Source organism: Paenibacillus sp. M2 (genome assembly GCF_046713495.1).
GTDB lineage: Bacteria > Bacillota > Bacilli > Paenibacillales > Paenibacillaceae > Paenibacillus > Paenibacillus amylolyticus_B.
Map to the genome: position 1 here is coordinate 799,399 of NZ_CP169648.1, position 13,228 is coordinate 812,626.

Annotated in this window: 5 protein-coding genes, 3 rRNA genes and 1 riboswitch; all 8 genes read left to right on the plus strand. The window is 47.1% G+C overall.

All coding sequences use genetic code 11. The annotated features are described in order from the left end of the window. The first annotated feature begins 269 nt into the window (after positions 1-269). Complete coding sequence (gene guaA, locus ACETMN_RS03845; protein WP_091018677.1) at positions 270-1,808, plus strand: glutamine-hydrolyzing GMP synthase; 1,539 nt, start codon at positions 270-272, stop codon at positions 1,806-1,808. Between the two features lie 259 nt (positions 1,809-2,067). Next, positions 2,068-2,301: a hypothetical protein gene (locus ACETMN_RS03850; RefSeq protein ID WP_146117124.1), complete on the plus strand. Its 234-nt coding sequence runs from the start codon at positions 2,068-2,070 to the stop codon at positions 2,299-2,301. Positions 2,302-2,705: 404 nt separating this feature from the next. Then, a riboswitch (purine riboswitch) is annotated at positions 2,706-2,805 on the plus strand. Between the two features lie 171 nt (positions 2,806-2,976). Next, positions 2,977-4,353 (plus strand): NCS2 family permease, encoded by a 1,377-nt coding sequence (locus ACETMN_RS03855; protein ID WP_047841443.1) that lies wholly within the window; start codon positions 2,977-2,979, stop codon positions 4,351-4,353. Positions 4,354-5,075: 722 nt separating this feature from the next. Then, positions 5,076-6,628 (plus strand): 16S ribosomal RNA (locus ACETMN_RS03860). A gap of 346 nt (positions 6,629-6,974) precedes the next feature. Further along, positions 6,975-9,902: ribosomal RNA gene (locus ACETMN_RS03865) — 23S ribosomal RNA — on the plus strand. Between the two features lie 81 nt (positions 9,903-9,983). After that, positions 9,984-10,100 (plus strand): 5S ribosomal RNA (rrf, locus tag ACETMN_RS03870). Together the 16S, 23S and 5S rRNA genes form the textbook arrangement of a ribosomal RNA operon. 223 nt (positions 10,101-10,323) lie before the next feature. After that, complete coding sequence (locus ACETMN_RS03875) at positions 10,324-11,829, plus strand: alpha/beta hydrolase family protein (protein ID WP_411735787.1); 1,506 nt, start codon at positions 10,324-10,326, stop codon at positions 11,827-11,829. 335 nt (positions 11,830-12,164) lie between these two features. Continuing rightward, positions 12,165-13,169: a ketoacyl-ACP synthase III gene (locus ACETMN_RS03880; protein ID WP_411735788.1), complete on the plus strand. Its 1,005-nt coding sequence runs from the start codon at positions 12,165-12,167 to the stop codon at positions 13,167-13,169. The last annotated feature ends 59 nt before the right edge of the window (positions 13,170-13,228 follow it).

Genomic DNA, 13,228 nt, shown 5'->3' on the forward strand with positions numbered 1-13,228 from the left:
TGGCGCACTGTTTTTAAATGCAGCGTTTGGTTCATCGCTGCATGCCATACATAAGACGCCTTTCGCGCTGCGCTGCGAACGAGGCGTCTTTCCACGATCATACACTTGAACCAGCATCTTGCTGCCAAGCTTTTCTATTCGGAATTTCATATTTAGAGGCATTTGGTAATCCTGTTTTGATATGTCGAAAAAAGGAGTTTCGCCTTTCCTTGACGGTATGTTTTGTCGTTGCGTATAATTAGTTTCATTGAATTGAGGGAGGCACGGTTATGAATAAGCAGAATGAGATTGTGGTTGTCCTTGACTTTGGGGGCCAATACAACCAGTTAATCGCCAGAAGAATCCGGGATCTTGGCGTATACAGCGAGCTTTTGCCGTATAACACACCGGCGGAAAAGATCGCAGAAATGGCACCAAAAGGAATCGTATTTTCAGGTGGGCCGTCCAGCGTATACGCTGAGAATGCTCCCCACGTGGACCCAGGTGTCTATGACCTGGGCTTGCCAATCTTCGGTATCTGCTACGGAATGCAGCTTATGGCCCAACAGCTCGAAGGTAAAGTAGAACGTTCCGAGAAGCGAGAGTACGGTAAAGCAGATCTTGAGTTTGCTGCTGGATCTACACTGGCAAAAGGTATTGAAGGCGAACATACGGTATGGATGAGTCACGGTGACCACGTGGTTACACTTCCTCCAGGTTTCAAACTGGATGCAGGCACGGAAAGTGCGCCAATCGCTGCCATGAGTGACGATGAGCGTAAATTGTATGCTGTTCAGTTCCACCCTGAGGTACGTCACTCTGTTCGCGGTAACGACATGATTCGTAACTTCCTGTTCGAAATCTGTGGTTGCGAAGGCAACTGGACGATGGAGACATTCATCGATGACACCATCAAAGACATTCGTGAAAAAGTGGGCGACAGTAAAGTACTGTGTGCGCTTAGCGGCGGTGTGGATTCTTCCGTTGTAGCTGCATTGCTTCACAAAGCCATTGGTGATCAACTGACATGTATGTTTATCGACCACGGTCTGTTGCGTAAAGGTGAAGCAGAAAGTGTAATGGAGACGTTTGTCGGCAAATTCGACATGAAAGTTGTCAAAATTGATGCACAAGAGCGCTTCATGTCCAAACTGGCTGGCGTGGATGATCCAGAACAAAAACGTAAAATCATCGGTAACGAGTTTATTTACGTATTTGACGAAGAGTCCAAGCAGTTCGATGACTTTGCATTCCTGGCACAAGGTACACTCTACACGGACATCGTGGAAAGTGGTACAGCGACTGCACAGACCATCAAATCCCACCACAACGTGGGCGGTCTGCCTGAAGACATGAATTTCAAACTGATCGAACCGCTGAGCACGTTGTTCAAGGATGAAGTACGTAAAGTCGGTACCGAGTGTGGCCTGCCGGACGAAATTGTTCATCGTCAGCCGTTCCCTGGTCCGGGCCTTGCGATCCGTGTTCTTGGTGAGGTTACCGAAGAAAAACTTAAAATTGTTCGTGACTCAGACTACATCCTGCGTGAAGAGATTGCCAAAGCCGGTCTCGACCGTGAAATCTGGCAGTACTTCACAGCCCTGCCTAACATGAAGAGTGTTGGCGTTATGGGTGATGCGCGTACGTATTCCTACACTGTAGGTATCCGTGCAGTAACATCCATCGACGGTATGACTGCGGACTGGGCACGTATTCCTTGGGATGTGCTGGAGAAAATCTCCGTACGGATTGTTAACGAAGTTGATAACGTAAACCGTATCGTTTATGACGTAACATCCAAACCACCTGCAACAATCGAGTGGGAATAGGGTATAGACTCTGAACGATAGATTATAAAAATGCTCTTTTATCTGCGGTATTTCGCAAATAAAAGGGCTTTTTTTTATAAGAAGAATATTGTGATCAAGTTTTCATTGGGTACTTTTTTTACAAATAGTACACTCTCAAAATTAATCCCATTTTAAAGTTCACTTCATGATCCTTTCAGGTCCAGCCTGTACAATAAGTACATACTAAGAGCTATATGCCTACTGAAAGGAGATTGAATGTATGCGTAAAACCGACTATATGAGCAAATGGAAGATGGGCATTGGAAGTGCATTTCTGATGGTGATGCTGGCAGGATGCGGTTCAGGTGTGCAAGATCTGGCTTCCGGTTCGGGGGACTTTCCATTTACGAATTTAGAGGCAGCGGATGCTTCTTCCGATCAGACCAGAAACCAGGAGTTATCCTCTGACACAACAACAAACGCGAATCAGGAACAACAAGAGATACAGGATACTCCTCAGACAGAGATCTAATTAACATAGGACTGATCCGGCAAAAAAAATTCTCCGGAACATGTCGCAAATTGCTCCATATACCTAATGAGTATATGCCTTCGGAATACGAGACATCGTTATTCCTAGATCATCATTCACCTGACTGCTAAAAACGCATCAGAAACATAAGCTAGCCTGATTAGAGCGCTTCTGCTCTTTGATCAGGTTAGCTTTTTTAGGTTGAAATGCTGAACTTTCAGTCTGACAGAATGAACATATTCCATTGAGATTTCACCGAAAAAAACGCATACAATTGGGTTGTAAACCGCTGAACTGGTTCAATCTGTTAAATAATACGAACGATATTATACAAGGGTGAGATTAATATTCGTTTTTCTCATTGACAAAAACATACTGCCCTCCTAAAATAGTGATGGGAAACAAACAAATAGCGCATACTTATTCGTATAATCCTGGGGATTGGCCCGGGAGTCTCTACGAGATCACCCTAATGATCTGGCTACGAAGAGGAGAAGGCTAAGCACATGAATTCTACATGATTGCGGGGACATCACGCACATTAGAATTTTTTTTGTTCTTAGTAAAGGCATCATGCCACTCCTTGTCAGCTGAACCCTGGGTGAAGAATCTTCATCAGGGTCATTTGTCGTTTTTCAATATGGCTTCAACATCTCTAAGGGGGAGTTAGTAATTATGGATCGTTTCTTTAAATTAAAAGAAAACGGAACAAATGTTAGAACGGAGATTGTTGCGGGTCTCACTACGTTTATGACAATGGCTTACATTCTTTTTGTGAATACGTTGTTCTTGGGACAAGCCGGTGCGGGGATGTCGGATAATGCAGTATTCTTTGCAACAGCCGTCGGCGCCGGATTAATGACTATTATTATGGGATTGTTCGTGAATATTCCGATCGCGCTTGCACCAGGTATGGGATTGAATGCATACTTCATGACTGTCGTTCTAAGCTCGAATGGAGCGATTACTTGGCAGGCAGCTCTCGGAGCGGTATTCCTTTCCGGTATTGTGTTCATTATTTTGACCGTGACGAAGATTCGGCAAATGCTGCTGGTAGCAGTTCCGCAGTCGATCAAAATGGCCATTACGGTGGGTATCGGTCTCTTTATTACCATTATTGGTTTCAAACTTGCTAATCTCGTGGCTGTAACAGTTAATGTTGCACCAGACGCAGATCTGAGTCAGCCGATTCCAGGTAGCAGTTTTAACCTGTCATTGGGCAACTTTGTAACACATCACGATGCATTACTGGCCCTGATTGGTTTGCTCCTTATTGCTATACTGATGGTTATGCGCGTCAAAGGCGCTCTGCTGATCGGGATCGTAGCAACAACGCTGATTGGTATTCCGATGGGCGTTACGAATCTGAGTGGTCTTTCAGGCGCAAGCTGGTTGCCTAATTTCAGTGATCTGGCGGTTGGACAGCTAGATTTGAAAGGAGCCATCAGTCTCGGATTGTTCGAGATCATCTTCATCTTTACCTTCGTTGAGTTGTTCGACACGTTTGGTACGATGGTAGGTACTGCAACACGTATGGGGATTATGAAGGATAAGAAAAAAGGCGAGAAAACGATCGGTAAAGCGATGCTCGTCGATGCAGTTGGTGTCAGCGCAGGTGCTGCACTCGGTACAAGTACCATTACGGCATACGTTGAAAGTGCTTCAGGTGTTGAGGCAGGTGGACGTACAGGACTGACTTCGGTAACGACAGGTTTGTTGTTCATTTTGGCTCTGTTTATCGCTCCGCTTGCGCTCGTTGTTCCATCCGCTGCGACGGCTCCGGCATTGATCATCGTGGGTGTGCTTATGATGAGTCAAGTGCGCAGCATTGAGTGGGATGATTTCCTGCAAGCTTTCCCTGCGTTCCTTACCATTGTATTGATGCCTTTCACAGGTGGAATCGCAAACGGGATCTCCGCAGGTATTGTATCTTATGTGATTCTGGCGGTGTTCAGTAACTTGGTTACAGAGCGTAAAGTTAAAATTCACTGGCTTATGTGGATCTTGGCGCTCATTGTAGTCTGCCGATATGTATTTATTGGCGGGGAGTAAGCGTACATTAGGTTTAATGAAGAATACGGAGATAAGTTTGTTACCTTATATATGAAAAAAGCGGAAGCCACGGGATTAGCCCCTGAGCTTTCGCTTTTTTTGTATTCTTTTCTTGGGAAAAATAAATCTCAGAAATGTTTTCCTTCTATATAGAAGGAATGAATATAATGATCTATGATTTGTTGGTTGTTTATCCAATGAAATCATCGGCTAATAAGTTTCTATAACGTGATGAGTCTGTACTGTATACAACATGTGTTTCTCTATTACTCCGATTCATTAAAATTTATAACCGGATGTATCATCTGGTCGATAATAAGGAGATACTTGCTAAAAGGACAGCAGGGAACTTATTTTATAAGATTTAATGTTTTTCGAAAAAAGACTTGTGTTCCGTAGCTGTACATGGTATATTCTATTTCCGGCCAAAAAAACACGAGATACACGGTGCGGCAAGCGGTTGAAATAAGCTTCGAAAGAAACTTAAAAAAAGAGCTTGCAAAGTTGGTTCGGACATGATATTATATAAGAGTTGCTGAAGAGAACAACATTCGGTAACGTAACAAGTTTGATCTTTGAAAACTGAACAACGAGTGAGTAAACATTCTGCTTGCAGAATGAACGCGAAAGTTGAGACAAGCTTTGGCTTGGATCGACTGGAGCACAAATGAGATTTTTAATCTCGTCAGATTCAAAATGAGCTTATCGCTCTTTTCAATACTTTATTGGAGAGTTTGATCCTGGCTCAGGACGAACGCTGGCGGCATGCCTAATACATGCAAGTCGAGCGGACTTGAAGAGAAGCTTGCTTCTCTGATGGTTAGCGGCGGACGGGTGAGTAACACGTAGGCAACCTGCCCTCAAGTTTGGGACAACTACCGGAAACGGTAGCTAATACCGAATAATTGTTTTCTTCGCCTGAAGAGAACTGGAAAGACGGAGCAATCTGTCACTTGGGGATGGGCCTGCGGCGCATTAGCTAGTTGGTGAGGTAACGGCTCACCAAGGCGACGATGCGTAGCCGACCTGAGAGGGTGATCGGCCACACTGGGACTGAGACACGGCCCAGACTCCTACGGGAGGCAGCAGTAGGGAATCTTCCGCAATGGGCGAAAGCCTGACGGAGCAATGCCGCGTGAGTGATGAAGGTTTTCGGATCGTAAAGCTCTGTTGCCAGGGAAGAACGCTTGGGAGAGTAACTGCTCTCAAGGTGACGGTACCTGAGAAGAAAGCCCCGGCTAACTACGTGCCAGCAGCCGCGGTAATACGTAGGGGGCAAGCGTTGTCCGGAATTATTGGGCGTAAAGCGCGCGCAGGCGGTCATTTAAGTCTGGTGTTTAATCCCGGGGCTCAACCCCGGATCGCACTGGAAACTGGGTGACTTGAGTGCAGAAGAGGAGAGTGGAATTCCACGTGTAGCGGTGAAATGCGTAGATATGTGGAGGAACACCAGTGGCGAAGGCGACTCTCTGGGCTGTAACTGACGCTGAGGCGCGAAAGCGTGGGGAGCAAACAGGATTAGATACCCTGGTAGTCCACGCCGTAAACGATGAGTGCTAGGTGTTAGGGGTTTCGATACCCTTGGTGCCGAAGTTAACACATTAAGCACTCCGCCTGGGGAGTACGGTCGCAAGACTGAAACTCAAAGGAATTGACGGGGACCCGCACAAGCAGTGGAGTATGTGGTTTAATTCGAAGCAACGCGAAGAACCTTACCAGGTCTTGACATCCCTCTGATCGGTACAGAGATGTATCTTTCCTTCGGGACAGAGGAGACAGGTGGTGCATGGTTGTCGTCAGCTCGTGTCGTGAGATGTTGGGTTAAGTCCCGCAACGAGCGCAACCCTTATATTTAGTTGCCAGCACTTCGGGTGGGCACTCTAGATAGACTGCCGGTGACAAACCGGAGGAAGGTGGGGATGACGTCAAATCATCATGCCCCTTATGACCTGGGCTACACACGTACTACAATGGCCGGTACAACGGGCTGCGAAATCGCGAGATGGAGCCAATCCCAACAAAGCCGGTCTCAGTTCGGATTGCAGGCTGCAACTCGCCTGCATGAAGTCGGAATTGCTAGTAATCGCGGATCAGCATGCCGCGGTGAATACGTTCCCGGGTCTTGTACACACCGCCCGTCACACCACGAGAGTTTATAACACCCGAAGTCGGTGGGGTAACCGCAAGGAGCCAGCCGCCGAAGGTGGGATAGATGATTGGGGTGAAGTCGTAACAAGGTAGCCGTATCGGAAGGTGCGGCTGGATCACCTCCTTTCTATGGAGAATCGTTTCCTGCAACGGAAACATTCAAATATAAGTCTTCAGGAAGCATGCTTCCGAAGCGAGCTTTACTTCGTAAAGCTTTTAACTCACTCGTTGCTCAGTTTTGAGAGCTCAAACTCTCAAAACAGCTTGCTTTTGCATGGAGCTTGTTCTTTGAAAACTAGATATCGAAACGAAACAAACGCGAATTAGAACATTCCTTTAAGCTGATCTTGTGTAAACAAGTGAAGTGTTTATAAAGGTAGTTAAATTGCTTTTGTGATGGTATCGAATGGGAGCGACTTTTGGCTTTGCGCAAGCAAAACAAGGGAAGCAAGCAGTCGAAACCGGAACAAAATGGTTAAGCTACTAAGAGCACACGGAGGATGCCTAGGCGCTAGGAGCCGATGAAGGACGTGGCGAACAACGAAACTGCCTCGGGGAGCTGTAAGCAAGCTTTGATCCGGGGGTGTCCGAATGGGGAAACCCAGCTGGGGTAATTTCCAGTTACTCACAACTGAATACATAGGTTGTGTAGAGGCATACCAGGGGAACTGAAACATCTAAGTACCCTGAGGAAGAGAAAACAATAGTGATTCCGTCAGTAGCGGCGAGCGAACGCGGAGAAGCCCAAACCAGAGAGCTTGCTCTTTGGGGTTGTGGGACGTCTCACATGGAGTTACAAAGGAACCGGTTAAGCGAAGAGGTCTGGAAAGGCCCGCCAAAGAAGGTAAAAGCCCTGTAGTTGAAAGTCTGTTCCCTCCGAGACGGATCCCGAGTAGTGCGGGGCACGTGAAACCCCGTATGAATCCGGCAGGACCATCTGCCAAGGCTAAATACTTCCTAGCGACCGATAGTGAAGCAGTACCGTGAGGGAAAGGTGAAAAGCACCCCGGAAGGGGAGTGAAATAGAACCTGAAACCGTGTGCTTACAAAAAGTCAGAGCCCGTTTTAGGGGTGATGGCGTGCCTTTTGTAGAATGAACCGGCGAGTTACGTTCCCGTGCAAGGTTAAGGTGAAGAGCCGGAGCCGCAGCGAAAGCGAGTCTGAATAGGGCGAATTAGTACGTGGACGTAGACCCGAAACCGGGTGATCTACCCCTGTCCAGGGTGAAGGTGCGGTAACACGCACTGGAGGCCCGAACCCACGCATGTTGAAAAATGCGGGGATGAGGTGGGGGTAGCGGAGAAATTCCAATCGAACTCGGAGATAGCTGGTTCTCCCCGAAATAGCTTTAGGGCTAGCCTCGGAAAACAGAGTCGTGGAGGTAGAGCACTGATTGGGTGCGGGGCCCGCAAGGGTTACCAAGCTCAGTCAAACTCCGAATGCCATAGACTTACTTCCGGGAGTCAGACAGTGAGTGCTAAGATCCATTGTCAAAAGGGAAACAGCCCAGACCATCAGCTAAGGTCCCCAAGTGTGTGTTAAGTGGGAAAGGATGTGGAGTTGCACAGACAACCAGGATGTTGGCTTAGAAGCAGCCACCATTGAAAGAGTGCGTAATAGCTCACTGGTCGAGTGACTCTGCGCCGAAAATGTAACGGGGCTAAACACACCACCGAAGCTATGGCTTGATGCTTTGCATCAGGGGTAGGGGAGCGTTGTATAAGGGTTGAAGGTGTACCGTAAGGAGCGCTGGACATTATACAAGTGAGAATGCCGGTATGAGTAACGAAAAGATCAGTGAGAATCTGATCCGCCGAAAGCCTAAGGGTTCCTGAGGAAGGCTCGTCCGCTCAGGGTAAGTCGGGACCTAAGGCGAGGCCGAAAGGCGTAGTCGAAGGACAACAGGTCGAAATTCCTGTACCACCGTAAGCCGTTATGAGCAATGGGGGGACGCAGTAGGGTAGTGACGCGGACTGATGGATGTCCGTCTAAGCAGTAAGGCTGATGTGTAGGCAAATCCGCACATTGTAAGGCTGAGCTGTGATGGGGAGCGAAAATTATAGTAGCGAAGGTCATGATCTCACACTGCCAAGAAAAGCCTCTAGCCAGGTGAAGGTGCCCGTACCGCAAACCGACACAGGTAGGCGAGAAGAGTATTCTAAGGCGCGCGGAAGAACTCTCGTTAAGGAACTCGGCAAAATGACCCCGTAACTTCGGGAGAAGGGGTGCCCCGGTAGTGTGAATAGCACGAGGGGGCCGCAGTGAAAAGGCCCAAGCGACTGTTTAGCAAAAACACAGGTCTGTGCGAAGCCGTAAGGCGAAGTATACGGGCTGACGCCTGCCCGGTGCTGGAAGGTTAAGGGGAGTGGTTAGGGAGTAATCCCGAAGCTGTGAACCGAAGCCCCAGTAAACGGCGGCCGTAACTATAACGGTCCTAAGGTAGCGAAATTCCTTGTCAGGTAAATTCTGACCCGCACGAATGGCGTAACGACTTGGGCGCTGTCTCAACGAGAGATCCGGTGAAATTTTAATACCTGTGAAGATGCAGGTTACCCGCGACAAGACGGAAAGACCCCATGGAGCTTTACTGCAGCTTGATATTGAATTTGGGTACGATCTGTACAGGATAGGTGGGAGCCTTTGAAGCATGAGCGCCAGCTTGTGTGGAGGCAACGTTGGGATACCACCCTGATCGTATCTAGGTTCTAACCTGGTACCGTAATCCGGTGCGGGGACAGTGTCAGGTGGGCAGTTTGACTGGGGCGGTCGCCTCCTAAAGAGTAACGGAGGCGCCCAAAGGTTCCCTCAGAATGGTTGGAAATCATTCGAAGAGTGCAAAGGCATAAGGGAGCTTGACTGCGAGACCTACAAGTCGAGCAGGGACGAAAGTCGGGCTTAGTGATCCGGTGGTACCGCATGGAAGGGCCATCGCTCAACGGATAAAAGCTACCCTGGGGATAACAGGCTTATCTCCCCCAAGAGTCCACATCGACGGGGAGGTTTGGCACCTCGATGTCGGCTCATCGCATCCTGGGGCTGAAGTAGGTCCCAAGGGTTGGGCTGTTCGCCCATTAAAGCGGTACGCGAGCTGGGTTCAGAACGTCGTGAGACAGTTCGGTCCCTATCTGTCGTGGGCGTAGGAAATTTGAGAGGAGCTGTCCTTAGTACGAGAGGACCGGGATGGACGTACCGCTGGTGTACCAGTTGTTCCGCCAGGAGCACCGCTGGGTAGCTATGTACGGACGGGATAAACGCTGAAAGCATCTAAGCGTGAAGCCCCCCTCAAGATGAGATTTCCCAGTATGTAAGACCCCTTGAAGACGACGAGGTAGATAGGCTGGGGGTGGAAGTGCAGCAATGCATGGAGCTGACCAGTACTAATCGGTCGAGGGCTTATCCAATAGCAAGTGATAATTCGCGTGTTTCGTTTCGAATCTAGTTTTCAGAGAACAACAACTCTGAAATGTTAATTAAGCTATGCGTTTGGTGGCGATGGCGGAGGGGTTCCACACGTACCCATCCCGAACACGACCGTTAAGCCCTCTAGCGCCGATGGTACTTGGACCGCAGGGTCCTGGGAGAGTAGGACGCCGCCAAGCAATCTAAAGACACACTTGATGATATCGAGTGTGTCTTTTTTTGTTTATCTAATTTGATCTATGAAAGAGGAACAGCTCACATTTGTTGGGCTGTTTCTTATGACCCTCTCACTTCACTTACACGATTGTAAGGCAATTGCAAGATAGATCAATACAATCAACCTAGTAGCTCCTGTATACTAATCCTATCCATCGATGGGGTTGAATTTCAGGGGGAATTGGCGTGAGGTTATTTGAAATCCTATTATTCTTCTCTAGTGTATGTTTATTGGCATTTTTGTTCATTCCCAATCAACGTATACGAAGAACAGCTTTGCTCCTGACAAGCGGAGTCGGCATCATTCTTTTAGTGATACATTTTCTTGTTGAAGGATACAGGATTCAGCTTGTATTCTTATACGGATTTACGACCCTGATGTTCATGTTTTCTCTTATAAAAGTTGTTCGAACGCAGAAAGGAGTGTGGCCAGCCTCCCGAATTCCGAGAGTGCTTGGTCCGCTTTTTATTGCAATTGGGCTGATCGCAACAGTCTGTATCCACTATGTGTTTCCGGTTTTTGACCTTCCAGCACCAACTGGCAAGTTAAAAGTAGGCACACAAGTCTTTCATTTCGTCGATCCAAACCGGGAGGAGACATTCGGGAAATCAGAGACAGGCAAGAGAGAATTAATGGTTCAGGTGTGGTATCCGGCTGAAGCTGGCACTGGGAAGTATACTCCATTTATCCCTAATCCCCGAATCTTATCTTATATGGCGGAGAATTATGGCCTCCCCGGGTTTACTTTTCAACACCTGCAGTATGTATCCAGTCATGCTTACTTGGCGACTGAAGTCTCTTCAGTTCAGGGCTCATACCCATTGATTCTTGCAAATCCCGGCTTTGGTTCCTCCAGGTTTCTTCACACGTCACAAGCCGAAAATCTGGCGAGTCACGGATATATCGTGGCAGTGATCGACCACACCTATAATACATTTGCAACCGGGTTTCCGGATGGTCAAATCACGACCAGTACAACCAGCGATTTGTTTTCACCCGAACATGATTACAGAACAGAAAGAGAAAACCGTGACAAGTTGGGAAAAGTGTTAACCGACGATGTGGTGTTTGTGCTGGACCAATTCGAACTGATTCAATCGGGGAAAATTCCAAGTCAGCTAAAAGGGAGGGTGGATGTGGGTCATATAGGAGTGTTCGGTCATTCCATTGGAGGAGCGACGGCCTATGATGCTTCTTACGATCCACGAATAAAAGCTGGGATAGACCTTGATGGAGGACTTTATGGTCTGCATGACAAAGAGGGCCTGCGGAAGCCGATTTTGTTCATGAACTCGGAAAGTGGATACGAAAAATTAAAAATGTTGATCGATCACCGAGTCTACACGGATGTTGAACTTGAACGTATGGGTAATACAAGAGAGTGGGTGGATCAAGAAAGGAAAGACAAAAAGTTGGAGCTTGATCGGATGCGTAAAACAGTTGCCGCAGGGGGACAAGTTCTATATATCGATAATGCGGAGCATTTAAATTTTACAGACGTGCAGTTCATTTCTCCAATTTTTAAAATTCTGGGTATTACAGGGAAGATTGCGCCCGATAGAGCGAATTTCATTATTAATTCCTATATGCTGGATTTCTTTGATATGTATCTGAAAGAAAAGGGTGGAATCTTAATGAATGGACCCGATAGTCGGTTTCCGGAAGTGAAGTTCATAACCCCACTATTATAATTATGGAACAGGTTGTCGATATTGCGATAACCTGTTTTTTATATGATTTTGTATCCGTTTCTTCAAACGTAGCTAGCAGAAATGTCAATCCCCCATCCCCGTTATTGAGGTTCACCTTAACCTGAAATTTTTAATTCGACTGATGTAACCCTTATATAAGGACAAAGTGTCTTTAGAAAGCTCGTAAATAGGGTAATGGTTCAGAAACATCTCTTCAAGCGGATAAAAGTAATGCTGATTCCAAGTATAAATTGAGTAAAGATTATAAAAAGATTAGTACCAACTACTAAGACTTAGTGCTATAATGATAAAAAACAAGTGAGGTGACTACCGGTATGAATCATCAATCAAAGGCAACCATCACGGCAATGGGGACGTATGTACCGGATCGAATATTAACGAATGCTGATCTGGAGAAATTAGTGGAGACTAGTGACGAATGGATTGTGCAACGTACAGGTATGAGAGAACGGCGAATTGCAGCTGAAGATCAATTTGTATCTGACCTGGCTACGAAGGCTGTAGAAGATATGATACGTCGTTATGATGTAAGTGTAAAAGATGTGGATATGATCCTTGTGGCTACAAGTACACCTGAATATGCTTTCCCAAGTACGGCATCCAGAGTACAGGCTAACCTTAAGATCCCACACACGGGTGTACTGGATTTAAATGCTGCATGCGCAGGTTTTACCTACGGACTACAGCTAGCTGACAGTCTGGTGACCAGTGGAATGTACCGCAAAGTACTGGTTATTGGAGCAGAGACATTATCCAAAATTACGGATTATACAGACCGTACAACTTGTGTACTGTTTGGTGATGGAGCGGGGGCCTTCTTGGTGGAGAGATCATCGGGTGCTGAAGGTGACTTTATGGCAGCCGTATCAGGTACACATGGAGAAGGCGGTGTACATCTCTATAAGACTGGCTTATCTTCTGAGATGAATGGTGTGCCTTTACAGGGTGAGGGATGTCTTGTCCAGAATGGCAGAGAGATTTATAAGTGGGCTGTACGGACGATCCCAGAGCAATTGGATAAGCTGATAACAAAAGCTGAATTAAGCCCTGACCAGATTGACTGGTTTGTCCCGCATAGTGCAAATATGAGAATGATTGAAGCTGTTTGCGAACGTGGTCCTGTTCCTTTGGAACGTACGTTAACCAGTGTCGAGTATCGTGGGAACACATCGGCTGCTTCCATTCCGCTTGCTTTACAGCTTGCAGTGGATGAAGGAAAATTGAAAGAAGGACAGAGCGTAGCTCTCTTTGGCTTTGGCGGTGGTCTGACGTACGCAGGTCTGGTACTGAGATGGGGCGTGCCGGACAAGGTTCAGTAATGAGTAACATACGATTGTATGCAACACAAAAATAAATAGAGAAATTAAAATAGACCACC

Coding starts and splice junctions, on each gene's coding strand:
- guaA (WP_091018677.1), top strand. CDS start 270: ATGAATAAGCAGAATGAGATTGTGGTTGTCCTTGACTTTGGGGGCCAA.
- ACETMN_RS03850 (WP_146117124.1), top strand. CDS start 2,068: ATGAGCAAATGGAAGATGGGCATTGGAAGTGCATTTCTGATGGTGATG.
- ACETMN_RS03855 (WP_047841443.1), top strand. CDS start 2,977: ATGGATCGTTTCTTTAAATTAAAAGAAAACGGAACAAATGTTAGAACG.
- ACETMN_RS03880 (WP_411735788.1), top strand. CDS start 12,165: ATGAATCATCAATCAAAGGCAACCATCACGGCAATGGGGACGTATGTA.